At 45.4% G+C, this 25,084-nt stretch carries 22 protein-coding genes and 1 riboswitch; of the genes, 5 read left to right on the plus strand and 17 right to left on the minus strand.

Going from position 1 to position 25,084, the window contains the following annotated elements:
- Positions 1-61 precede the first annotated feature (61 nt).
- Positions 62-355 (minus strand): GGGtGRT protein, encoded by a 294-nt coding sequence (locus ACVA53_RS20080; RefSeq protein WP_446506058.1) that lies wholly within the window; start codon positions 353-355, stop codon positions 62-64.
- 92 nt (positions 356-447) lie between these two features.
- Entirely contained in the window at positions 448-1,140 is a 693-nt protein-coding gene (locus tag ACVA53_RS20085) for an iron-sulfur cluster assembly scaffold protein (protein ID WP_446506059.1), read from the minus strand.
- A 131-nt stretch (positions 1,141-1,271) separates the two neighbouring features.
- A riboswitch (Fluoride riboswitch) is annotated at positions 1,272-1,336 on the minus strand.
- A 268-nt stretch (positions 1,337-1,604) separates the two neighbouring features.
- On the opposite strand from ACVA53_RS20085, the gene ACVA53_RS20090 reads away from it, so the two are divergent.
- Positions 1,605-2,009 carry a hypothetical protein gene (locus ACVA53_RS20090; RefSeq protein ID WP_446506060.1) on the plus strand — a complete coding sequence of 135 codons (405 nt, stop codon included), beginning with the start codon at positions 1,605-1,607 and terminating at the stop codon, positions 2,007-2,009.
- Positions 2,010-2,124: 115 nt separating this feature from the next.
- On the opposite strand, the gene ACVA53_RS20095 is transcribed toward ACVA53_RS20090, so the two are convergent.
- The 6 genes from ACVA53_RS20095 to ltnD all read right to left on the minus strand — a co-directional run bounded on the left by ACVA53_RS20095 (position 2,125) and on the right by ltnD (position 8,228).
- Positions 2,125-3,627, minus strand: coding sequence for a GntP family permease (locus ACVA53_RS20095; RefSeq protein WP_446506081.1), 1,503 nt, complete (start codon positions 3,625-3,627; stop codon positions 2,125-2,127).
- Positions 3,627-4,595 (minus strand): D-erythronate dehydrogenase, encoded by a 969-nt coding sequence (gene denD / locus ACVA53_RS20100; RefSeq protein ID WP_446506061.1) that lies wholly within the window; start codon positions 4,593-4,595, stop codon positions 3,627-3,629. The genes ACVA53_RS20095 and denD overlap by 1 nt, the downstream gene beginning before the upstream one ends.
- Before the next feature lie 70 nt (positions 4,596-4,665).
- Positions 4,666-5,442 (minus strand): 2-oxo-tetronate isomerase, encoded by a 777-nt coding sequence (otnI, locus tag ACVA53_RS20105; protein WP_446506062.1) that lies wholly within the window; start codon positions 5,440-5,442, stop codon positions 4,666-4,668.
- Complete coding sequence (gene otnC, locus ACVA53_RS20110) at positions 5,442-6,074, minus strand: 3-oxo-tetronate 4-phosphate decarboxylase (RefSeq protein ID WP_255043311.1); 633 nt, start codon at positions 6,072-6,074, stop codon at positions 5,442-5,444. The genes otnI and otnC overlap by 1 nt, the downstream gene beginning before the upstream one ends.
- Positions 6,067-7,326 carry a 3-oxo-tetronate kinase gene (otnK, locus tag ACVA53_RS20115; RefSeq protein WP_446506063.1) on the minus strand — a complete coding sequence of 420 codons (1,260 nt, stop codon included), beginning with the start codon at positions 7,324-7,326 and terminating at the stop codon, positions 6,067-6,069. The genes otnC and otnK overlap by 8 nt, the downstream gene beginning before the upstream one ends.
- A gap of 2 nt (positions 7,327-7,328) precedes the next feature.
- Positions 7,329-8,228, minus strand: a complete 900-nt coding sequence (gene ltnD, locus ACVA53_RS20120; RefSeq protein WP_446506082.1) for an L-threonate dehydrogenase — start codon at positions 8,226-8,228, stop codon at positions 7,329-7,331.
- 301 nt (positions 8,229-8,529) lie between these two features.
- Here ltnD and ACVA53_RS20125 point away from each other — a divergent pair, with 301 nt between their 5' ends.
- Together ACVA53_RS20125 and ACVA53_RS20130 are read left to right on the plus strand one after the other, a co-directional pair.
- Positions 8,530-9,288, plus strand: coding sequence for a DeoR family transcriptional regulator (locus ACVA53_RS20125; protein ID WP_446506064.1), 759 nt, complete (start codon positions 8,530-8,532; stop codon positions 9,286-9,288).
- A gap of 291 nt (positions 9,289-9,579) precedes the next feature.
- Positions 9,580-10,302: a hypothetical protein gene (locus ACVA53_RS20130; RefSeq protein WP_446506065.1), complete on the plus strand. Its 723-nt coding sequence runs from the start codon at positions 9,580-9,582 to the stop codon at positions 10,300-10,302.
- A gap of 88 nt (positions 10,303-10,390) precedes the next feature.
- Here ACVA53_RS20130 and ACVA53_RS20135 read toward each other — a convergent pair whose 3' ends face one another.
- A complete protein-coding gene (locus ACVA53_RS20135; protein ID WP_446506066.1) occupies positions 10,391-10,915 on the minus strand; it encodes an RNA methyltransferase in 525 nt (174 codons plus the stop codon).
- Positions 10,916-11,165: 250 nt separating this feature from the next.
- Between ACVA53_RS20135 and ACVA53_RS20140 the strand changes: the two genes are divergently transcribed.
- Entirely contained in the window at positions 11,166-13,535 is a 2,370-nt protein-coding gene (locus ACVA53_RS20140; RefSeq protein ID WP_446506067.1) for a Lon protease family protein, read from the plus strand.
- Between the two features lie 92 nt (positions 13,536-13,627).
- On the opposite strand, the gene ACVA53_RS20145 is transcribed toward ACVA53_RS20140, so the two are convergent.
- From ACVA53_RS20145 to ACVA53_RS20155, 3 genes are all read right to left on the minus strand, one after another.
- A complete protein-coding gene (locus tag ACVA53_RS20145; protein ID WP_446506068.1) occupies positions 13,628-14,548 on the minus strand; it encodes a DMT family transporter in 921 nt (306 codons plus the stop codon).
- Between the two features lie 235 nt (positions 14,549-14,783).
- Entirely contained in the window at positions 14,784-16,043 is a 1,260-nt protein-coding gene (locus ACVA53_RS20150; protein WP_446506069.1) for a hydroxymethylglutaryl-CoA reductase, read from the minus strand.
- Between the two features lie 95 nt (positions 16,044-16,138).
- Positions 16,139-16,546 carry an XRE family transcriptional regulator gene (locus ACVA53_RS20155; RefSeq protein ID WP_446506070.1) on the minus strand — a complete coding sequence of 136 codons (408 nt, stop codon included), beginning with the start codon at positions 16,544-16,546 and terminating at the stop codon, positions 16,139-16,141.
- Positions 16,547-16,648: 102 nt separating this feature from the next.
- Between ACVA53_RS20155 and ACVA53_RS20160 the strand changes: the two genes are divergently transcribed.
- Positions 16,649-17,557 (plus strand): aldo/keto reductase, encoded by a 909-nt coding sequence (locus ACVA53_RS20160; protein WP_255043321.1) that lies wholly within the window; start codon positions 16,649-16,651, stop codon positions 17,555-17,557.
- Positions 17,558-17,656: 99 nt separating this feature from the next.
- On the opposite strand, the gene ACVA53_RS20165 is transcribed toward ACVA53_RS20160, so the two are convergent.
- From ACVA53_RS20165 to ACVA53_RS20185, 5 genes are read right to left on the minus strand one after another with little or no spacing between them, the layout of a single operon-like run.
- On the minus strand, positions 17,657-19,108 hold the full coding sequence (locus tag ACVA53_RS20165) for a tetratricopeptide repeat protein (RefSeq protein ID WP_446506071.1): 1,452 nt from the start codon (positions 19,106-19,108) through the stop codon (positions 17,657-17,659).
- Entirely contained in the window at positions 19,105-20,130 is a 1,026-nt protein-coding gene (locus ACVA53_RS20170) for a glycosyl hydrolase family 8 (protein WP_255043323.1), read from the minus strand. The genes ACVA53_RS20165 and ACVA53_RS20170 overlap by 4 nt, the downstream gene beginning before the upstream one ends.
- Positions 20,127-22,235 (minus strand): cellulose biosynthesis cyclic di-GMP-binding regulatory protein BcsB, encoded by a 2,109-nt coding sequence (locus ACVA53_RS20175; protein ID WP_446506072.1) that lies wholly within the window; start codon positions 22,233-22,235, stop codon positions 20,127-20,129. The genes ACVA53_RS20170 and ACVA53_RS20175 overlap by 4 nt, the downstream gene beginning before the upstream one ends.
- Positions 22,232-24,466 (minus strand): UDP-forming cellulose synthase catalytic subunit, encoded by a 2,235-nt coding sequence (gene bcsA / locus ACVA53_RS20180; RefSeq protein ID WP_255043325.1) that lies wholly within the window; start codon positions 24,464-24,466, stop codon positions 22,232-22,234. The genes ACVA53_RS20175 and bcsA overlap by 4 nt, the downstream gene beginning before the upstream one ends.
- Before the next feature lie 2 nt (positions 24,467-24,468).
- Positions 24,469-24,990 (minus strand): hypothetical protein, encoded by a 522-nt coding sequence (locus ACVA53_RS20185; protein WP_255043326.1) that lies wholly within the window; start codon positions 24,988-24,990, stop codon positions 24,469-24,471.
- Positions 24,991-25,084 lie beyond the last annotated feature (94 nt).

Below are 25,084 nucleotides of genomic sequence, written 5' to 3' on the forward strand. Positions count from 1 at the left end.
AAGTGGGCTTGGAGCATAAAAATTCCCTCCAGTTGCTGCCTACTTTAAGTGTAGCAACAACTTAAGGGAACATAGCGCCTGGAATACAGAATGCTTGAAGACCTTCCCCTATAAGTTCTGCTGCTTGAGCGGCATTCTTGCTTTCTTCTTTAAATGCGATGGCTGCACCTAGGACATAGGCCCAAGCGGCATTTTCAAACGCGATGGGTTGGGTGTCCTTGACGATGTCGTATGGGTTTACTTTATGTTCTTTACAGAAGCTAAAAGCGTCCTCTAATGAATTGAATCCGTACTGGTTAAGTAGAGGCTGGATTTGGTTGATGCGGCGATCATAGTTTTCAAATAAAGCAGCCATATTGATGTCCTCAGGGATTTATTGGTTTGTGAGTGCGTTGGCTTAATATGTTTAGTGACACTGTCACTCTTGATTTAATACAGTGTCAGTAACTATTGATGGCGAGGGTCAATAGTTTTGATCGCCTCATCACAACGGCCATATTGGCCTGTAGCTAATTGCATTGCCTCTTCGGCAGGAGTTCCCTTACCGATGGACTCCATCATTTTTCCAAGGTTAACAAAGCGATAACCGATGATTTCATCGTTTTCATCCAGTGCAAGCTGGGTAACGTAGCCTTCGGCCAGTTCCATATAGCGTGGACCTTTGGCTCGGGTACCATAATGGGTACCGATTTGGCTTCGTAGACCCTTTCCTAGATCTTCAAGCCCAGCGCCAATTGGCAAACCGTTTAATGAGAAAGCGGTTTGGGTTCGGCCATACACGTACTGCAAGAAAATCTCACGCATCGCGACGTTGATTGCGTCACATACCAAGTCTGTATTGAGCGCCTCAAGAATGGTTTTTCCGGTGATCAGTTCAGAGGCCATTGCCGCTGAATGAGTCATACCTGAACAGCCAATTGTTTCTATTAGTACTTCTTCGATGATGCCGTCTTTGACATTGAGGGTGAGTTTGGCTGCGCCTTGTTGAGGTGCACAGGTACCAACGCCATGGCTGACGCCAGAAATTGCGATGACATCTTTGGGGTTAACCCAGCGACCTTCAACAGGAATAGGTGATGATGCGTGCTGTGGCCCTTTTTGAATTGGACACAAGTTCTGAACTTCAGTTGAATATTGCATCTTGTTTGCTCACTACTAACGATTGAACGCTTGAGCAAAGAATGGGGGGGAGCAGTGATAAACACTAACAACATAGGGCTAGGCACTGCGCAAAGCGAAGTGTCACTTAGGTCCTCGGCCATTCATTGCCGTTGTTGTTAGACGTCATCATCCCCTATGGGGCGGTTAAAGGAGGAACATCATCTCCCACCAACGAGTAACTCGTTGATGAGGTAACTATACGCCTTTGATGGAAAATTGAACGATCTGAATTGATAATCCTATTTTTCATTTTTGGTAATCGTTTATGGTAAAAGTGAAATGTAAGTGGATATTTCAGTGTTTATCTACAGATCAATTACTTAATTAAAGTCATTAATCATTTCATGGCTCTTTCCATTTGCCCTGACGTAATTTTACAGAAACCGAACATTGCTTTTCAGTCGGGGAGGTAATCTAGCGCCATAAAAGAGTGGAGTATAACCATGAAACTACAATTTAGAGCGGAATCAAAGCAATCGGCAGTGTCGGTAAGGCCTTGGAAAAAATCAATCGTTACCGGTATGGTTGCTGTAGCGATTATGTCATTTGGCTTAGCCACACCAAGCGTGGCGGAAGCGAAAGGGCACAAGCATGGGCACAAGCATGGACATCATCACCATAAACATAAGCACCATAAAAAACATGTTGTGGTTGTGAAGAAAAAGCCCAAAAAGCATAAGAAAGTTGTGGTCGTACATAAGCGCCCTAAGCACCGCCATTACCATCGTAGCCGCCTTCCGGAAATTGCTACGTTTGCAGTCATCGCTGGTGCCACTTATGCGATTATCGATAACCATTACTACAAGCGACGTGGTGATGACTATGAGTATGTGGCTAAGCCAAGATAAATATAGTAAGAGCCCTGTAAAGCAGGGCTCTATCATGGTTGGGGTTATACACTAAGCGGATAATAGAAAGGGAGGCTGTTTAACCTCCCTGTTAGTTTAGGATCTTAATTATCAATTAAGAATTTGACGATGCAAGGTGTTCTCCGTGCTTCTTGTCATATGAGCGAATGAACAGGAAGCATCCAGCAAGGACGATGAGAGGAATCAGAGGATCGATAAGTGAACCTTGGGAACCAAAGAGCAGATTCAGAACCATTACTAAGGTACCACCAATGGCCCAAGCAATTGTTGTTGGAATAGTCCAGATCACTAATTGTTTTTTAACTTCAGTGACGCCCATCAAGCGGTTAACAATATGGAACAGTGAATCGTTGAAGTAACCAGCAAACAAACTCCCCATTGTTGCTGCTGTTGCGGCGAAGAGAAGGTTTACCTCTGGAATCGCTACCAATACTGGTGCTGAGATAGAAGCCGCGGTGATCATCGATACCGTTCCGCTGCCTTGGATAATACGTACCAACGTAGCTATGATAAATGGGATCATGATAGGGGATATTGGTAAGGTGGCTACTTGGTTCGCGATTTCTGCACCAGCTCCTGTTTCACGAAGTACGGCCCCTAAAGCACCACCTGCACCAGTTACGAGTAAGATAATCCCGCAGGTTGAAATCCCTTCTTCTAGTTTATCTGTTACTTGCTCTTTACTTAGATGGTCCCCCAAAGTGTAAATGGCGAGCAAAGTAGCAATTGACAGAGCGATAACAGGACTACCGACAAAATCAATAAATTGACCAATGACACTTTGTGAGAGTCCTTCAAAACCGAAATTACTTTCAAATAAGGCCATTAGTGACTTGAACAGAATTAGAGCAATTGGAACAACAATTGGTGATATTGAGCGAATGAGCGAAGGTAGTTTTTTCTCTTCTTTGCTTGCTAGATAGTCTTTGTGATCTTGCTCTAGCTCTTTACTTGTTTTGTTTAATTGGTCAACAGGTATGAACTCAGGAAAGTGATTTTCAAGCCAGCGCGCGTACCAAACAATACCCATTATGCAAGGTGCCGCTACGGCAAGACCTAAGCCGAGCATTGATGCTAAATCAACACCAAAAATACTTGCGACACCAAGTGGACCAGGAGTTGGGGGGATAGCATGGTGTGCGACCACCAAGCCGCCAGCAAGTGCAACGGTTAAGGTTAAAATGGAACGCTGGGACGTTTTTGATAAAGATTTAGCTATAGGATAAAGGATAATCAGCGCGCTATCGACAAAAACAGGAATAGACACGATATAACCAGTTACAGCCAATGCCGTTTCTTCTTTCTTTTTACCTAACCATTTTATGAAGTGGTAAGCGATGGATTCACCAGCGCCTGTAGTTTCTAAAATGGCGCCCATCATTACACCTAGCCCGATAACAATACCAATGCCACCTAAGGTGCCACCAAATCCAGCACTGATGGTCGACATGGTATCATTGACACTCAGTCCACCGATAATACCGGCAATACACGCAGCAGCAATCATGGCGATAAGCACGTGTACTTTTGTACGGAGCACTAGGTATACTAGAACAGCAACGGCAATAATCAGGCCGATAACAGATGTTGGAAGAATCATAATGTGGCCTCCGCTTGTTTTTGCTCTGAGTGAATAAAGTGGGCGAGAATGTCATTGAAGTTGTTGTCTGCGACAAACCCTAAGCTGAGCTCGATATCATTGTTGATCCTTTGTGGCCAACTGCTGACAATTCGGTCAACCTGCTTATCGATATCGAACGAAATGTAACCTGAAAAATCTTTGCCTGTGACCGCATTCATTGTTGAAATCATTTCGGAAGGGGTGACTTGGATTCCAGGTAGGTTAAGTGTGCGGAAATTAAGCTTAGTGAGTTTTTCTGCTTTAATGAGTCCCGCTTTTATAATGTTTTCAACTACTTTATTTGGACTGGAAATCCACAATTTCAAGTTCGGGTCAACAGGACAGTTTGACTCTTGTCCATTCAGTGGTTCACGAATAATACCACTGACAAAAGAGCTGGCTGCCTTATTCGGTTTACCTGGACGAATACAGATAGTTGGTAGCCTTACTGTCACTGCGTCAACATAACCTTTGCGGGAATAATCATTTACGAGAAGCTCACCAATGGCTTTCTGGGTACCATAACTTGATACGGGTTGCATGGCGGTCATTGGAAGTATTTCGTCTGGGAGTTTCCCTCCAAACACGGCGAGTGAACTTGAGAATACAAATCGGATATCAGGGTTTGTAAGGCGGCATTTCTCAAGCAGTAATTGGGTGATGTTTAAGTTGACTGACATGCCGAGATCAAAGTCTGCTTCGGCATGGCTTGAAACAATAGCAGCTAAATGAAAAACGTGTGTAACGTCATTGGTGATGACTTTATCTATATTTTCTGGGAGGGTCATGTCGATATTGATAGATTCGATCCTTGAATCGCTACCAGCTAATCGAGACTCATGGATGTCGACAAGGGTGACTTTTTTAACATCATTGTTTTTGAGCAGAGATTCGGCAAGTAGGGTACCGATAAATCCAGCTCCGCCAGTAATCACTATATTCATTTTCATTCCCTGTTTTTTCACGTCTTTAGAATGGGTAGCCAATAGGTGGCCACCGTTTATTTTTATTGAATTAGAGGTAAGGCTGAACCCATTGCAGGCCAGCTTTAGTACCATTTTTAGGGTTATACTCGCACCCGATCCATCCGGTGTAGCCAGATTCATCCAGCACATTGAATAGGTGCGGGTAATTTAACTCTCCTTCGTTTGGCTCATGGCGATTAGGTACTGAAGCTATTTGGACATGGCCGGTGTAGTCAGCTAAATCGCGAATAAGTACGCTTAGATCACCGTCCATTATCTGGGCGTGGTAGAGGTCGAGCTGCAGTTTTACATTAGGGCGATCAACTTGCTTGATAAGCTCTACTGCATCACGCTGGTGTGAAATGAAGTAGCCTGGCATATCACGATCATTCAGGGGCTCAATCATCAGCTCAATACCGTGTTGGGCAAATACATCAGCCGCAAAGCGGATGTTACTGATGAATGTGTCGACGTGTTGTTGGTAGCTGAAGTTGCTATCAACTATTCCTGACATTGCGTGCACTTTTTTGCAACTTAAAGTAAGGGCATAGTTAAGGGCTGTATCGACACTGGCACGGAACTCATCTTCACGACCCGGAATAGCGGCAAAGCCTCGTTCACCAGCATCCCAGTCCCCCGGAGGCATATTGAAGAGTGCTTGTTCGAAGCTATATTTCTTCAACTCACTAGCCAACACTTCTGCGTCATAGGCGTAAGGGAATAGGTATTCCACGGCTTTGAAGCCAGCACGATGAGCGTGTTCGAAGCGCTCTAAAAAAGGTACTTCGGTAAAAAGCATGGTGAGATTTGCTGCGAATTTAGCCATTACTTGCCTCTCCCTTGTAGGTCTGTGATTTCTTCTTTGCTAAGGTATCGAATTGATTTGCCATCAAGCATTAATGCCAGTTTTGCGGTTTCCTCTAGTTCCTCTGCATTGTCTACAGCATCAATGAGGTCCGTTCCTGTGATGACTGGGCCGTGGTTTGCTAGCAAGAAGGCGCGGTAATCTGCGGCGCGTTTTGCCAACTCTTCGGCAATGCGCGGATCGCCTGGGCGAAGGTATGGGATAACCGGTAATTCACCGATACGCATGACGAAGTAAGGGGTAAATGGCTTAATCGCATTGTTGGTATCTAGCCCTTCCAAACACGACAGTGCCGTCAAGTAAGTTGAATGCAAATGTACTATTGCATTGCACTTATGGTTGTTACGGTAAATTGCCAAATGGAACGCCACTTCTTTTGATGGGCGGTCACCTGAAATGTGGTTGCCATCAATATCAACTACCGATAAACGTTCAGCATCTAGTCGGCCAAATGAAGAGCCGGTTGGTGTGGCCAGGAAGTATCCACTTGGCAGTTTGAGAGAGAGGTTACCTGCACCGCCAGTGGCGTAACCTCGTTCGAACATCGAACGAGCAAGCGTTACCATCTGCTCTCTGAGTTGTTGTTCAGTCATGGTAGAACCCTTGTGCCGTTTCAAAGAAATTAACGTCACCAAAGTTGCCTGATTTCAGTGCCAGTGATAGCGTGCTGTCGATGGCTTTCACCCAAGGCACACCCGGTGCAATCTGAGGGCCGATATGGAAGCCTTTTACCCCAAGGCTTTGTGTGACAACTCCTGATGTTTCCCCGCCGGCCACAATAAAGTTCTGCACGCCATTTTCTTTAAGTTGGTGGGCTAACTGGCTAAAGAACTGCTCAACAGCATGGCTTGAAGCCTGAGCTCCGTATTGGGTTTGGATCGCTTTGAGTACTTCAGGTTCTGCGGTGGCGTAAACCATAGGGGCGAAATCTGCATCTAGGTTCTTTAGTACCCACTGAAAGACTGATTCGCAGTAGTTTTCCTGCTCAAGACAGGCTTTGACATCTAGCGCTAAGTGCGGTGCTTTAGCAGCATAGCTAGCAACTTGCTTGTTGGTCATCACTGAACATGAACCGGATAGAACGACAGTTTTAGCTTGTTGTGGCTTTCCTGCTTCTTTGGCCGATGATTGATCGCTCAAATGTTCCGTCCAGTTTTTAGCAATGCCGGAAGCAAGGCCTGAACCACCAGTGATTAACTTGAGTGATTTTGCAGCTTCTCCCAACGTTTCAAGGTGCGATTGGTTGAAAGCATCGACAACGGCGTAACGCTTACCTTCTTGGATTAGGGTTGAAAAACGTTCGGTAACAGGCTGAGCACCTTGTTCGATAGTTTGGTAGTTCACTAAGCCAGTCGCGCCTTGGGATTGAGCATCCATTAAGCGAACAAGGCTTGAATCAGTCATTGGGGTAACTGGGTGATTGCGCATACCTGAATCAGATAGTAGCTCGCCCATTACAAACAGGTGACCGCTGAAGACAGTGCGTCCGTTAACCGGTAGGGCAGGACAGACGATGGTGAAATCTTCATTTAGTGCATCAAGCAACGCATCAGTAACTGGGCCAATATTGCCTTTTGCTGTACTGTCGAAAGTCGAACAATATTTAAAGTAGAACTGCTGGCAGCCTTGCTGTTGTAACCAGTTCAGAGCCGCAACAGAGGTGTCGATAGCTTCGTGTTCCGGACAAGATCGTGACTTTAAACTGATCACAACCGCATCGGCTTCGATGTCTAGGCTGGTTTCTGGTACACCATTTAGCTGTATGGTTCGCATGCCATTTTCAACCAGAAATCCTGCAATGTCCGTTGCACCGGTAAAATCGTCGGCGATAACTCCTAGTAGCATGATTATTGCTCCTTCTTCGGCAGTTCGATGCCATCGAAAATCTTGATTACGGCGCTGTCATCTTCTTGGCCGAAACCTGCATTGCTGGCACTGGTGAACATATTCAGTGCTGTCGAGGCAAGAGGTAGTGGGAATTTCAGATCTTTGGCGGTATCGGAGACCAAATTAAGATCTTTAACAAAGATATCGACCATAGATGCTGGTGTGTAGTCACCGTCAACAACATGCTTCATACGGTTTTCGAACATCCAGGAGTTCCCCGCTGCATTGGTTACTACCTCATACATTAAATCCAATGGGATATTGGCCCGGGCGGCCAGTGCCATGGCTTCAGCGCCTGCAGCGATGTGAACACCGGCAAGTAGCTGGTGGATGATCTTCACTGTGGCACCCAAGCCGATCTCAGTGCCAATGTTGTAAACCTTACCTGCTGTTGCATCGAGTACTGGTTTGAGCTTGGTAAACGCGGCTTCTGAGCCCGAAGCCATGATAGTCATTTCACCGATGTTGGCTTTTGCTGCACCGCCTGAAACTGGCGCATCAAGCATGATGAGCTGACACTGTTGCAGACCTGCTTCAATGGTTTTTGCATCTTCTGCTGAAATAGTGGCAGATACCATTACTGCAGTGCCGGGCCTGAGTTGTTCTGCAAGTTGGTTATCAAAGAGTACCGCCTTGGCCTGGCGGGCATTCACAACTAATAGCAAGACTGCATCGAGTACTTGGGCGAAGTCAGCACAGTTGTGTGAAACACCTTTTGCACCGGCTTGTTCGAGTTCTTTTAGTGCGTCGGTGCTTAGATCGATACCGTATGTATCAAGGCCTGCACGAATACATGATTTTGCAGCTCCCATGCCCATAGACCCTAATCCAATGACAGCAACTGATTGTACTTGTTGTATTTCCATCACCCTCTCCATGTTAAATATTGTTAATTAATGTTCTTGAGTGTGATTTTATGATGCTTACAAAGGATTTTCCAGGTGTTGCTTCACATTTATTAACGTTGTCACTAATAATTGTTATGAATGTTAGACAGGTGTATTGAGAGGTTTTAATCACTATTTGGTTTTAAATGATTGTAATTTATGTCTTTATATGTTCAGAGCTATTTGTGGCGGATGAAACAGAAAGTAACACATATTCACATGTGGTGTTGTTGATGTTAATATATGTGCAAGACAACACGATAAAGAAGAACCCATGATTCCGGCAGAACGACAACGAATGATCCTGACTATGTTGGGTAGTCAGGCAGTCATCAGCATCAGTGAATTGACACGCCAACTTGATGTATCACACATGACGATCCGTCGTGATATTGCTAAACTAGAGTCTGACGGACGAGTAATATCAGTGTCAGGTGGCGTCCAGTTGACAGAGAGCATTCACAGTGAATTTTCACATGATGTAAAGATAAACCAGCACCGAAATGAAAAGGCTGACATTGGCTTTTATGCGTCACAGTTAATTAAGCCGAACATGACGATTTATCTCGATGCGGGTACCACGACGTTAGAAATAGCCCACCAGTTAAATCATCGAGATGATCTATTAGTGATCACCAATGATTTTGCTATTGCCTATTATTTGATGAACCATGCCGAGTGCAGTATCTACCATACTGGCGGCAAGGTGGATAAGGGGAATCAATCGTGTGTCGGGCAACAAGCGACTCATATACTGCAAGAAATGAACATTGATTTGGCATTTGTTTCTACGTCTTCTTGGAACCAACGCGGGATCTCAACGCCAAGTGAAGAAAAGGTATTGGTGAAGAAGGCCATTATTGCTTCGTCGCAACAAAGTTATCTCGTTAGCGACTCCTCTAAATACGGCAAAGTGGCAACATTCCACGCTATTGATATTGAATGTTTCGACAAAGTGATTACCGATAGTGATTTTCCCACAAGCTGTATTGATGATTTCAATGAGCGTGGTATTACTGTTGATGTTGTTTAACGGGTGTTTTATTTGCATCCCTGTAGTTAAAAGGGATGCAATAATTTCTTATACCTTTGGTTTTCTAGGTAATTAGCCGCTGATAGGCAGGTTGTCATCAGGCTGGCACTGATGGCTTTTTATATAAACAAGACGCATGTCACTAACATATTTAAGCCATTGTCTATACTGATAGTATTCTCTCTTCTTTTCCACCCCAGCTATTTATTGTCGATTTTTTTCATTCACTTTTTAATCATCCTAACTGTATAGATGCGTTAGCATCAATGTATCGATTTTGAGGGGATCATTATGCTTGATTTTGCGAATAGCAGAGCCTTGAAAAGTAAACAGGCTAAAGTGACCACGGCTTCTAACACCATTAAAGATGTCGTTTTAGTGGATCTCGTTGAATTGTATTCTTCATCTGAAATTGAGTTGTTACAACAAGCATTGCAACTTATTGATAGTGGGAAAAAACGTATTCAATGCTTGAAAGAAAAGAGAAAGCAGGAAGAAAAGCAAAGAGAAAGTGTTGAAAAAACGCTTCACGATGCCGCCTATAGTAAGGCTCTATTAGCGCTTAACGCTATGTCGTTGTCAGAACTGTATATGTTGAGTGTTTGTTTCTCATATTCTTCGACGACGGTGGTAGAGTTGATACAGGATTACGATCATCAACATTATTTGGCATCTGTTCAGAGATGGTTAGATACCGGAGGTCCTGACGAGATGCACTTCGAACAATCTCCAGAAGAAGTACGTGAAGAGTGGCAATGTGGCATAGCGAGCGCAGCGGTTGAAGCCATAAGCTGGCCATGTTTGAAATATCATCGTAATTACCAAGACTCAGTAGTGACATATATGGCGCCACAAGGGACTTCCGATGACTTTCCTCAATCAATCTATAACACCGTCATAGAAAAGAATCAGTCAAATTTAACTACAGATTGCCTCACCGTCATCAACGCAATTGCTGCTTATGAAAATAATGTCGAAACAGTAAGGAAGATTATAGAAAAACTCGGTCAGTAGCATATACCTAAATAGTCTTGGGTATAAAGGGGATATAAAGGCCAGCTTTGGAGGTATAAACGTAAGCTGGCCATATCTTGTTATGGGTTTATTGAGCGGTGTTAGGTGTTTTGACAACGAGGTTATTCTTGTTGTCGCGACTCTGACGGATAAGCTCATCACCCATAATTACATCCTCAGCTTTTGCCAAACGATCATAAAGTAACACGTTAACCGTTGCAGCAAGGTTCATACAGCCTACAGTTGGTACATATACAACCGCGTGTGCTTTATCAACAACTTCTTGCGCAATAGTGCCATCTTCTGGGCCAAACACATATAAAGCATTATCAGGGTGTTTGAATGCAGGCAAAGCAATGGCACCTTCTGCAAGTTCGACACAGACTATTTGGGTATCGGAAGGGAGATCATCAAGCAGTGATTGCACGTTTGTCAGCGGAATTTTACTTGACACGCTTTTGGTGTCTGTTTGAAATTTCGCTGCCTTGTCGTAACGCTGGCCGGTATATGATACTGAGTCGACACGATAACAGCCTGCAGCGCGCATTACTGCACCAACATTTGTTGGGCTTTTAGGGTTACTTAGTCCAATACTGACTCGGGTGTTTTTCATTGATGATTTCCGCTTACCTTACATTAAGCGCGGTATATTAACAGAGAGGCTGAATGAGGGGTAGGTGGGCGTATTTCGGTGTCTCCAAGTGACGAGCAAAAATACTCGATATCGTCAGGTCTTTGTACATAAATACAGCAAACGATACCTTTTAGTATGGCTTAGCAGTAGTAAACGTTGGCTAAGTCACTAAATCATAATAATTTACTGTCTACACTGGATCTAACCGATTGTTTATGGAGGGAGCCATATGACTATTCAACCGCTAAGCAGTGATAAACTGTATCGCGCCTCAGAACTAAATGGCTTGCCTGAAGATTGTAAGTCGACGAAAAATCTTACCCCGCTTGATGAAATCGTTGGTCAAGAACGTGCCCAGAAGGCCGTTGAATTTGCCATGTCGATCAAGGAGAAGGGATATAACATCTATGCCATTGGCCGTAATGGTCTTGGTAAGCGTACAATGGTGCTGCGCTATCTCAACCGCCACGATCCTAATGGCAACGGCATCCCGCTTTATGATTGGTGTTACGTTGCTAATTTCGAGGAAGCCCGTATTCCTAAGGTACTTAAATTGCCAGCGGGGAGCGGTCATAGCTTTAAAAAAGATATCGAAAAGTTGATGACGCGTTTGGTCAAGGCGTTGCCTTTGGCTTTCGATAATGAAATGTATTACAGCCGTTCGGAAAAGCTCAAAAACCAGCTGACTGAGAAGCAAGAGAGTGCATTATTGACACTGACCCAAGAGGCGAAAGATCACAGTGTCAGTTTGTCCGTCACAACCACCGGTGAGTACCAACTTGTTGCTTTAAATGGCGAAGAGCCTCATACCGAAGAAACATTTGCTCAGCTGACAGAAGAAGAGCAGGTGGGCTTTGAAGATACGATCAATGAACTGGAGCGAAAGCTACGCAATATTGTTCGTCAGCTAACTGAACTGGAAGAAGAGTTTTCCGAAAAGATCCAAAAGCTTAACGAAGAAGTGGCACTCGATGTGGTATCACACTTTATAAAGGCACTTATGAAAGAATATAAGCCTTTGCCTGAAGTTACCGCTTACCTGAAAGCAATGCAGGCTGATATTCTTGAAAATCTCGATATTTTCTTGGAGGAAAGTGAAGAGCAGGTTGCCCTTGCCTATGCTGCGTTGGATAAAAAAATGCCACGCCGCTATCAAGTCAATGTGTTAGTAAACCAAGATGATTCCAAGTTCCCTATCGTGGTAGAGGAAAGCCCGAACTATCACTCGATATTTGGTTATGTAGAAAATGCCACTTATAAAGGTACGGTATTTACTGACTTCTCGCTGATCCGTCCTGGTAGCTTACACCGTGCCAATGGCGGTGTGCTGTTGATGGATGCGGTTAAAGTCCTTGAGCGACCTTATGTGTGGGACGGACTGAAGCGTGCGTTGCGGTCTCGCAAGCTGAGCGTGAGTTCTTTGGAAAAAGAAGTGACGCTATCAGGAACGATCTCACTCGATCCTGAGCCGATCCCGCTTCATGTTAAGCTCATTTTGTTTGGTGACTACCAAACATACCAGCTGCTCCAGCATTATGATCCTGAATTTAGCGAATTGTTCCGTGTTACAGCCGACTTTGAAGATGAAATGAACCGTACCGATGAATCGGAAGCGCAATACGCCAAGTTCATTTCCAGCATCGTCAACGATAACAAGATGTTGCATTGTGACCGTAAAGCCATTGGCCGGATCATCGAATACAGCTCTCGCCAAGCAGATGATCAGAACAAACTGTCGTTGCATTCGGCCGACATTGCTAATTTGCTGCGCGAGTCCAATTACGTCGCGAAGTCATCTAATGCCACTATGATCAGAGCAAATCATGTTGAATTGGCTTTGAGCAATCAAGAGATGCGGGTCAGCCGACTTAAAGATCATGTGATGCAGACATTCACCAACGGCACAACACTGATCGACACTGATGGTGAAGCGGTTGGACAGGTCAATGCTTTGTCGGTGATTTCAACCTCGGATTACCAGTTTGGTTCGCCGAACCGGATCACTGCGACGACATCTTATGGGGATGGTGGCGTGTTTGATATTGAGCGCAGTGTTGATCTTGGTGGCCGAATTCATTCAAAAGGGGTGATGATTTTATCGGCGTATCTGGCATCGGTGTTTGGACGTAATAAGCGGATCCCACTCACTACGCACCTGACGTTCGAACAGTCTTACGGTGGCGTTGATGGCGATAGCGCATCAATGGCGGAACTGTGTGCTATTGTGTCGGCTTTCTCACAAACCCCACTCCGTCAGGATGTGGCCATTACCGGTTCAATGAATCAGTTTGGTGCAGCTCAGCCAATCGGGGGGGTGAATGAGAAAATTGAGGGTTTCTTTGATGTTTGTGGCATCAAAGGAAGAGCGCCAAATCAAGGTGTAATTATTCCTCAGTCCAATGTTCATAATTTGATGTTGCGAAAAGATATTGTCGAGGCTGTTGAAAAAGGTGATTTCAAAATCTGGGCAATTCGCCATGTGACAGAAGCGATTGAAATATTGATGGGGCAGGCTGCCGGTCAAGCAGGTTTGGATGGTACCTATCCTGTCGACAGCATATTGGGTCAAGCGCAGCTAAAGCTCAATGCTTTAAGGTAGCGAGTTATTAGCTATTGTCAAAAAAGACCGCCTCGGCGGTCTTTTTTATTGGTGTCGTATTTGATGTGGTTTTTGGTATAGCTTTAACTGCTTTACTTATTTGGTGCCGCGCGTTGGCTCCCGAAGATGTTTATCAGCGTACCGACAATGATCAGGCTCCCGCCGAGCAGTGTCCAAACCGATGGCAACTCATTAAATAGGAATGCACCAAGCAGGATAGAGAATACTACTTGAATGTAGGAGTAGGCCGTCGCCTTGCTTGCAGCTTCAGTTTGCATTGCTTTGGTTAAGCACACTTGGCCAATCTGAGTAAAAATACCTATCAACAACAATAATGTAGCCTCAAATAATGTAGGCATCTGCGCCTCACCACCAAGAAGGATCAATGATAACGGGAGCGCAATGAACGGAAAGTAAAACACGATAACTGAGCTATCTTCACCTTTGCTAAGACGTTTTACGATGGTATACGCGACGGCACTGAAAAACGCACCAAGCATCGCGATACCTACGGCAAAAGTAGGGAGTTCGACAGCATTGCTGGCGAGCATATTAGGCTTCACGGTAATGATCAGTCCAAGGATACTCAAAGCGATACAGATGATGGTCGACATTTGGATCCGCTCTTTAAGAAATAGCAGAGCTAATACCGCGGTAAATACTGGGTGCAGGTATTGCAAGATAGTCGCTTCAGCCAAAGGCAGGTGAGCAATGGCGTAGTACACGCATATTAAGCCTAAGGTACCAACCGTTCCTCTCGTGATAAGTAATGGCTTGTTATTACCCCATACTGGAATTTTCTTGCGCTTAATATCGAGGTAGCTGATCACTAGTGAAATAAGTGCCCTTGCCGCAACGATTTGGAAAATCGGCATGCCAGTCGCACTGACTAATTTGACGCATGCCGCCATGAGGGAGAAACCCAATGCAGATAACAACATATAGCGCAAACCAACAGGAAGTTGGTTAAAAACGGAATTTTTAAGCAAAGAAGGGTATAGGGTTTTAAGCATTGACGGAATTGAAACCTCAGTGTTTTAAGTGCAGCAGAAAAATGTCACCACAAATGATAATGGTAAGCGGTGTCATAATTTTGCCTGAAAACCATATATAACGCATTAGATATGTGTGATACCAATCTGGATAAGTAGTTGATCAAATATTTATGTAGGTTGGTATGATGAATGGCTAGAGGTAATAAAACACCCTCCCAAGCAAAGAGGGTGTTTCGGTATGATGGAAAAGACGTTAACGTGCCAACTTATGATGGGCGCGCGAGAAGTGGCCGGCACAGAAGGCGCCAACAATCGACAACTCACCCGCTAGGCAAAGGGCTGCACAAACCTCAGACAAAGCTTGAGAATGACCAGCGCCATGTAAGCCCAGTAAGTCCAAACATGATTTTTGGCTAGGAAGAGATGTGCCGCCGCCAACGGTTCCTACCATAAGGTTTGGCAAGGTGACGGAGGCATATAAACCACCGTGTTGATTGACCTCAATACGGGTAATCCCCACCGCAGACTCCGCTACGCAGGCGGCATCTTGGCCGCAGGCAATGTAGAAGGCAGCGAGGGCATTGGCATAGTGGGCGTTAATACCGATACTGCCGCTGAGCGTGCCACCGATGGTATTCATGCGGGCAAATTCGGCCATTTTTTCGGGCGTGGTATGCAGCATTTTCTCGACCAGTTCTTTATCGATATTGACTTCGGCCGTCACTTTTTTTCCGCGTACACCGCGCAAGGTTTGTGCTGTTGCTTTCTTGTCCCCAGAAAGGTTGCCATCGAGGAAGGCTTCTAGCGGTTTGATTGGAGAGTGGTGCAAGATATGTTCGAACACCGCGTTGGTCGAAATCGTCACCATATTCTGGCCGGACGCATCGCCTGTAAGGTATTCAAACACCAAGTAAACGTGGTTGCCTTCAATGTTGACACTGATATCGGTCAATTTACCGTGTCGTGTGGTCGATTCGGCAATACGACGGAATTCATCATATTGGGTGACAACCCAAGCGACAAATTGCCCGGCTTGCGCCAAGTCATAAAAAGCAAAACAAGGGGTACGAGTGACCCCTTCGTTAAGCAGCATGGCACTTGCCCCGCCAGCTTGGGTGATAAGCTGAGAACCACGGTTATACGAGGCAACAAGGGCGGCTTCGGTTGTGGCGAGTGGCACGTGATAATCATTTTGGGCAAACAAGCCGTTGACACGAAGTGGCCCAGCAATACCGACGGGCATTTTGACCGTACCAATGAAGTTTTCAATATTTTTGTTATAGCAGAGCATTTGCTCTTGTGTGTGTCCATCGAGCAGTTGTGCTTTGGCTTCCTCGTTATCGAGCATTTGCCAGCGTCGCTCAACCGCCTTGGGGGTAAGGTAAGGCGTTCGCGGCTGCTTTTTTTCCGGCTTGGTAAAATTTGAACCAAGGCGTTGCTGGAGCTCGTCAGCAGTGAAGTCATTGACCACGGTTTTCATGTGGTCTTGTCGATGGAGATTTAGTTTTGGCATAGCAGTACTTCTTAGCTAATGACTGCGGCGGATTGTAACCTCCTAATATCAAAACACTACTCCTGCCAGTTTGGAAATTCAGGTGCAGACAGAAATCATTCAGGTTTTTCTTGTTTGGCGATATTGAGGAATGTTGTCATCCCGCTGATATCTAAGTAACCGTCAGATTTCTTATGGGTTCGGAGATATTGATAGCCAGTCACAATTGTTAACAGTTTATCTGCTTCAGTATTGCTGATTTTTTTACCGTTCACATGCTCAAAAGCAGCATTGAGTGCTGATTTGTCGACAACTTCAGCCTGACGGTACAGATAGCCGCAGCCTGTCGCTAACCATTCCAGAGAGCAATTGGCCCGCATAGCGATCTGATTCGCCTTCACTAAACTTGGCTCGCTGCCTTTTAGGTATTTGCGGATTAAAGCTTCATTGATCTCTACCCGGCGGGCGAAGCCACTGATGCTTTCTTCGCCGATCAGGGTTTTTAGGCGAGCGGAAAAAGTCATTGTTCGTACTCCAGTTCGAAGGATTGGAGTTATAGCATTGCCTCCTATTCAGAACAAGCCTAGGATGGAAAGCGTTTTTTGAGTAAACGGAGTTAAGTGCAGATGGTGGCAAAAGTTGAACTCACCCCGAAAGGGCCACAGTTTTCCGAGTTAGTTCAAGGCTATTGGCGTCTTGCCGATTGGCATATGAGTCCACAGGAACGATTGAGTTTCCTGAAACAGCATATTGAGTTAGGGATCACGACGGTTGATCATGCTGATATCTACGGCGGTTACGCATGTGAGCAGTTGTTCGGTGAAGCGCTTTCGATTGACCCAAGTGTACGTGACCAAATTGAGATTGTGACGAAGTGCGATATCAACTTGTGTACCGACCTTGTGCCTGATCGTAAGATCAACCATTACGACACCAGCAAGCAGCACATTGTTCATTCAGTGAACAACTCTTTGTCTCGCCTTCAGGTTGAGAACATCGATGTTTTACTGATCCACCGTCCGGATGTATTGATGGATGCCGACGAGGTAGCTGAAGCCTTTGTTGAGTTGAAAAAGCAGGGTAAAGTGAACCACTTCGGTGTATCGAACTTCACGCCTTCTCAGTTTGATTTGCTGCAATCTCGCTTAGATGCACCATTAGTGACCAACCAAGTTGAGATCAATCCACTTAGCTTTGAAGCAGCGCATGACGGTACATTGGATCAACTGCAAATGAAGCGTGTCAAGCCAATGGCATGGTCATGTTTGGGCGGCGGTGCTATTTTCTCTGGCCAGTCAGAGCAGCAAGTCCGGGTACGTAACGAATTAGAAGCGATCCGTGAAGAAGTGGGCGCGCAAAGTATTGATCAAGTGATTTACGCGTGGGTTCGTCGTCTGCCGTCGAACCCAGTACCTATCATTGGCTCAGGTAAAATCGAGCGTGTACAGGCAGCGGTTGATGCATTGGGGATTACATTGACTCGAGAGCAGTGGTATCGCGTGTGGGTTGCATCTAAAGGTCATGGTGTGCCATAGAGCCAGCATGCCTTGATTAGGCTGATGAACTAAATGTTCTTTCAGCTTGAATGAATTAAGCCTCTGTCTATACGTAGACAGAGGCTATTTACAGAAGGCCTAGTAACAGCGTTTGTAACTTTTTTTCTGTGCACACTCCGCGGTTTTCAATGCATCCTGTAGGTTTTCATCATGCGGGTAAGCATCGACCAGTTCACGGAATGTCTCCACTGCTTTATTATTTTGCTTCTGGTTGTAATACGCCCATCCCTTAATTTCAGCTAGTCCGACTTCCTTGCCATACGCTTGCTCGAAATTTTCACTATGATCAATGACATACTGATAATCCTGTTTTTCGTAAGCATTGAGAATCGCTTTAGTTTCTCTTTGCTTGGCGTAAAGTATTTTCTGGCTTGGGTCGGCAAGGTTATTGGCAAGGAATTCAGCATGTTGCTCAAACCCAGCTTTGTTAAGTGCCAAGGTGTAACCATACTGGGTTGTTTCGTACTGCTTATTGCCACTATCCATTTTATCTAGTGCTTTTTCGAACGAACGCTTAGCCGTTAAAGGGCGATCCATTTCGTACCATTGCCAGCCAGCTAAAGCATGCTGTTCGGCACTGAGTGATTTGTTTTTATACAGTAACTCAAGGCACTGTTGTGGGTCTGATTGGCATGCTTTAGCCAACTTTGGTGATTGGCTGTTAGCATCCAGTGTTTTCAAGCTTGGATAACGCGAAGACCACAGTTGCTGATAGCGTTTTGCTTCATCGATTTTACCTAATTGTTGGAGGCTTAGGATCTTGCCTTCAATTTGCTTGCGGCTTGGGGTTTCTGTCCAGCCTATTGATTTATCGAACCATGCGAGTGCAGTACTGTATTGCTTGTTTTTTAGGTGTTGCCAGCCTAAAAGCTCAGCCCCCGTCGCATCTTTCTTTTGTGAGATTAATTGGCTTGCTGAGTGGGTTTGATTTGCATTTAAGCGTTGTTGACTCAACCTGGCAAGGTTGGCCTGGTAGGCAAGCTTTTCGTAATCAACAGCATTGTAACTGCTGCTATTTTTGTATCGAGTTAGAATATCGGAACTGGCATAGGCGTTGGTCCAGCCAAGTGCCTTTTGGGTTGTCGACAAACCATGCTTTGGGCAACCTGATAAAAGATTTGATAGTTTTTGTTTTGAATTCGGCCCATAACCAGATTGGGTTTCTTGTTGAAGATCTAACCACGCCCATTGAATGCGCGAGCAAGTCACCCATTGTGGATTTTCCCGCAGTAACTGATTGGATTGGGTGATTTGCTTATTGGCAATGGCTGTTTCGAGTTGAGCCAATGATGAACGATAATGGATCTCTTCACTTAAAGATTCTGAAATTGGTTGATTCCCAGCAGCTTGCTTGGCGGCTTGCCAGCCTTCTTTATTCAGCGTGTCCCAAATTGGGCTTTCATCAAAATGTTTGTACTGTTGCTGTGGGTTGACTTCAACAGAAACATCGCTTTCCAATAGTTTGATATAGGTTTGCTCTGAAGCCATGGCTGGGGCCACAACAAGGAGAGCTAAGGGTAGGGCTTTCATTGGCAATACCTCTCGTGAAATGCAATATGGGAGAAAATAATTAAGCTTGATGAGTAGTAATCATCACTACTGTTTGGATGAGGGAGCGCACTTCGATGCTTGTAGGTTTCCTGACTGAGCTGAACCAATGTCGCGACAGCAGTGGCACCGTTTGGTGCTCTAAAAGGTGCCATTTGTCCGTCTTCGACATCAACCCAAGCTTTGTTGTGCTGGAACAGCCAGCGGCGGTAGTTGTCATTCACGGCATCGTCGTAGCCACCCCAGATGAGGTACAGAGGGATACGATAGCTGGAATAGCTAAAACGGCTTGGAAACTGTTCAGAGGGCTGCCAACTATTATCTCGGTACTCCAGCCAGTCAGTAGGAAGTTGATATTGGCCGTACCGGTTACTGTCTAAGATTGATAAGCCACCTTGGTTCAGTGACGCCCAAACCGTATTCATTTTTGCAAAATCATTGAAAGCAGGATAAACCCAATAAGAAGGGTTAACGGTGGTTGAGCTGGTTTTTTCAAACCCGTATTGGGCTGGTAGAAAGGCCTGTTGGCCACCAAGTGTTACAAAGTGAGAGGCTTCCAACTCATTAATGATGGATTTGGCCTGTTGTTGGTACTGATGCTCAGGCCAAAGCTGGTGTCCCTTGAGCAGTGCCCAAGCAATGAAAATATCGCCGTCACTGGCATTGTTGTTATCTGGGATATGCGGTAATGATGGTTGCCATTTCCATGCAAACAATGGGTCATCTTGACGTTGTAAATGGTTTTGAGTCCATTGCCAAAGTTGTTTGAAAGTTTGATGGTCATTGAAAAATGCCGCCATTAGCATGCCATAGCCCTGGCTTTCGCTATGACTGATACTGCCATTGCCGTTATCAACGACCCTACCGCCAGGGTTAATGAATCTATCCTTGTAAGAACTCCATAATTGCTGATCAGCTCGGATATTGCAGCCGTGTACTTTGGCTGCAACTTGTGAGCTGGTGAGCAGTGGAATGATGGCCATAACCAAAGGACTCAATTTCATAGCGGCTTCTCCAGTTGGCGGTGGATAAGCAAAGTCAATGGTAGCAATAGCAATATCAATACAATGGGTAAGGAGTAGGGGTAGGCGATGAAGCCAGATCGAGCAAGTTCTTTATCGGCTTCCACACTGCGGGTTGCGAGTTCGATGTCACCGTGAGCGACGGATTTCTGCCGGTTGAGATACATCATCATCTCTTGATTGAAAATAGCGTCGCTGTCAGCATTGAATATGATATTACGCCAACCGTTGTTCGCTGTTGTTAGCCTCGCGAATTGGTCGAACTGGCTATCGGCTTGCCAGTACGCTTGCTTTGTACCGTATTGATAGAGGGTATTGGAACCGTTGGGCTCGAGATCATAAGTGGATTCTCGACTTGAAAAGGCTGTCTGACCATTTTGCATCTTTGCCATGCTATTGATCAGAGTATGACGAAGTGATGCTAGCAGACCGCTATTTTCATTCGCGCTCTGAGGGTTAACCCCAAGGGTATTGCCGACGTTGAAAGTGAGGTTGATAGGGCGTCGCTGGGTGTTGTTTTCCGTAACGAGCAATTCGGTCATTGGACGCTGAGCTTCCCAGGTGATATGGCTAAGCAGTTGCCATATAGCTGTGAGTTGGCTTTCCTCGCTGTAATTAATTGTAAGCTGTGTTTCACGCCCATTATTTGCGGTCATGAATAACAGTTGATCGGCGGGCAGTTGCTGATCAAACTTAGTGACGTAATTAACCCATGCACCCAAGCGAAGGACTGAGCTTTTCTCAATGTGGGCAATGAATGGCATAGGAGCTGCGCTATAGCTGTCTGTTTGTTCAGGACCGTATAGCTCGACACTGACTTTGTTTAGCCCTGGACGAAGCTTATTCATCGGAAAAGATAAACGGTAATGCTGCGTTTCCCGCCAGCGGCTGGCACGTAATGGCATGCTATTGGCGTAATCGCCATTGACTCGAATAACCATCGCGGCTTCACCCGGTACAACCGAAGGGTGGGCAAGCAGCAAATTGATATGGGCTTTCTCATCGGGACTGAACAATGAATTTGCCGGCATCACCAAAGGCAGTACTAAGGGCGCTTGGCCGAAATTCTGTTGGGGGGTAAATTGGGAAATGGTGTATTCCCCCTTGCTCTGAAGCTGGGCTTTACCCGGTTGTTGATATCGGCCAACGACAGCGAATTTGTAAGCAGGAAGGGGGTAGCTGGGGTTGGCAAAATAGCCTGCGGCCTCAAGTAACTCGTTTTCGTCCCTACCCGAAACAATCAGCAGCCATTGGTTTGAGCCTTGTTGTTGAACTAGGCCGAGGTAAGGTCCTTGGATCCCTGCAAGGTGAGCACTGGGCAGTATGTTCATAGTTTTAAATTGTTCAGGCAAACCAAACACTAACTGTACTTTGCTGCTAGGTTTATCCAACTCGTCTTTAGAGTCGGGTATGCCTTGTGTTTGTTGATCGAAGTATTGATACAAATATGATTTACTGCCGCTGCGTAAAGTCCACCCCTGAACAAGTTGGCTTGCGATAGAAAGGGCGGCTTCAGTATTCCCCGGTATTTGGCTGACAAGCTGAATTGGCTTGTCATGTAGCTGTCCACTCATGATTAATGCAGAAAAGTCCGCCAGTGTTGATTCTGCCGTCGTCTTTGTGAAGTCGAGTTCAATGTAAGACTGCTGAGCCAGAACCTTAGTGACGGCTTCGGATGCTTCGAGCCGTTGTTCAGCAAGGCTTAATGACGCAGGGAGTTGATGACGAACCGAAATTGTCATGATATTCCCATAACGCTCTAGCAACGCTTGGGATAGGTTAACAACGATTTGTTGTGATATGCCATTGGGCTGTAGTTGTATGTTAGCGATAGGCTTGTCACCAAGATTAACCCACAGGTGGGCTAAATCTATGTTTCCCGAGTGGGTGAGTGATAACGCTACTTTGATGTTATTGACTTGTTGATCCTCTAATATGGTGAGTGGAAAACTGAGTTTGTCCCACTGACCACGCAGCGTTGAATCTTGCCCCTCCGGCAAGATGAAGCTAAGAGGTACATTGACCGTTTGAGCAAGGCTTATGGCGGAGAAAAGTAGGCCATAAATGAGTATTAGATAGCGTTTCATTGGCGTACATCCTGTGTTTTGCTTTCATTTTGCTCTGATGGGTTGTCGGCAATAGAAGTGTGGCGCGACACCGAGAGGGTATAGGTCAAGCTTTTAAAGCCGAGCTTGAAGAAGTGTGCGATAGCGTGGATCACGCCTCGACGTTGTTGCTGTTCAAATGCTCTTCGTTGTGACCATTTTTCACTGTCACCAAATGTTAGAGCGGTTAACGCTTGCCATGCTGTCGTGCTGCTTTCCAAAACCTCACAATTTGCAGTTTGTCCGTTAGAAAGGTAATTAACGCGATGTACACGTAACGCTATTCGTTGTGGCTTGAGCTTTTTCTTCCCATTTTTAGTCGTGCCCGGCTGCTCAATAAAACAGGTAAGTTCCACAATATCTGCAGGCTGAAGGTTGCTATTGAGAGACTTGATGGTCAGGTGTGCGCCGTTCATTGATGTGTCATCGATAATGGTTTGCGCAGTGCTATCTCCAATGGTAACAAACCCTTGACGGCTGCATGAGGTACGAGGCTCAGCACGGCGTTGCCTTCTTTCCACTAGTGCTCCAAGGCAAACGAGGCACATCATCAGGTTGAACGTGTTGAATACCAAAACGACGGCCAGTTGCCCCTGTTCAGCGGAGTAATGATAAAAACGATACAGACCGAGCCCCTCGGCAAAGCCAATGATGGCAGTGATAACAATGACCACTGGCATTAAGGGAGAGAAGTGGGTGTGGTTTGTGGTTTCCCCTTTAGGGGTGACCGCAAAACTGGGCTTACGGGGGTTGATTATCGCGGATAACACAGGAATGGCGAGAAAAATGGCCAAAATGGTTTCATAGAATTCAGAGAACAAAGTATTTCGATTATTACCAAATAAATGCTGGGTGATCAGAATACTGATCACTAGGTGTGGTACGGCATAGGCTATGAAGTCATTGGCATTACCGACAAATATCTGCAAATCGAAAAGTAAGTAACAAAGCGGTGCGATCAAATAGATCATCCTGAAAATAGGGAAAAACCAAAATAACGTCGAATTGAGGTAGCACAGTTTCTGTGGCAGCGTTAGACCACGCTTCAGGAGCGGATTGTTGAGCATCAATATTTGTAACATGCCCTGCGCCCAGCGAGTCCGTTGAGTCACATAACTGCCAAAAGTATCCGGTGACAATCCGGCGATCATTGCCTTGTTTATGTATGCGCTATCCCAGCCTTTGGCATGAATGTCCAGCGCTGTATCGGCATCCTCGGTAATGGTTCGAGTGGATATTCCACCAATATCATCAAGTGCCTTGCGGCGAATAACGGCAGCCGAGCCACAGAAAAAACTTGCGTTCCAGAAGTCCAGCCCTTTGAGAATACCGTTGTAGAACATCTCATTTTCTGAAGGCACCTTGTTCTCAATACCTAAGTTTCTCTCGATTGGGTTTGGGGTAACAAAAAAGTGTGGAGTTTGGACAAAGCCCAAATTTGGCTGTTGCTGAAAGTGGCCTATGGTACTTTTCAAGAAGTCTTTAGCAGGAACATGATCCGCATCGAGGATGAGGATCAGATCCCCGTTGCTGTGAGAGAGTGCATGATTAATATTGCCAGCCTTGGCATGGTTGTTTTCTGCGCGGGTGAGATAGTTCACGCTTAGCTGCTGGCATAATTTCTTAAGAGAGTTTGAACGATTTCGAGCTGCGTTAGCTTGCTCTGGATCCGGGTTGTTGAGTTTTTGGGCTGTACCGCCATCATCAAGTACCCATATGTTAACAATACCTGGGTACTGTAATTGTGTCGCTGCTGCGATGGTCGGGCCTACAACCCGAAGAGATTCATTGTACGTAGGAATAAAAACATCAACAGTGGGCAGAGGTTTATCTTCATTGATTGGAATGATTGCGCGGTCACGATGCTTGGCATTGACAAAAATCCCTAACAGATAAATGGTGATGCCATATATTTCGGTCACGAGTAAGGCGAGGGCAAATGGCATATCCAAGCTACTCTCCCACGGCAATGTTTGGTCGTAACGCCACCAAATATAGCGGATGGAAATAAAAGCACCGGTTAGTAGCATCAACAACTGCAAATAAGGTTTGTTGTTGGCCGTCATGCCCATTAGTACAATGAAAAAGGCACTGGCCGATAACCATAAATGGGTTTCCATTGAGACTTGTACGGTTGCCAGACTGAATATGGCGAGAATAAGAATGCCGGCTGCGAGGCACTTCATCCATGATACTGCATTAAAAAAACGCATCGTTAGAACTCCTGCAGGTAAAAACTTGGTTTTAAATCATCTAACCACGTGAGGCCGTCTTGGTTTTCAGGTGTGCAATAATGAATAAATACAGAAAGCCACTTTTCTATTTTGCGGGTGTGCTGCTGGGCGTAGGTGCATTTATCACCGTTTGGCATCACATTGACCCAGCGTTGGTATGGGCCAATATCATTGTATTTTCGTTCTGGCGCTTTGTTCGGCAGTGAAAAAGCGAATTGTGCAGGTGGCGCCTCAATGGGTTGATTAGTGACGATTTGAATAATCAAATTTTCGCCGCGTTGGTAAGTCTTATTTTCTAATTCAGACCAATACCAAACGTCTTGGTTACGCCGTTGTCGGTAGTTTGATATCAATGTCATGCCATCGGGATAGATGGGGAGTTGGTAATCATGAATGGACACAGGATCGTCAAAGCTGTGGCTAATATGCTCCTGATTAGTGAGCTGGCAGCCACTTAATCCTAAAGCGCCTACTGCGAGGCAGAGTGTATTGAGTGCCTTCATTGGAGTCTCCTAGAGTAACAGTTACCTTGGAGCTGCAATTTAATGACCAGATTGCTTTACATCGTCACCCAGAAGAATGTATGTGAAATAAGTT

The organism is Photobacterium sp. DNB23_23_1 (genome assembly GCF_052873815.1).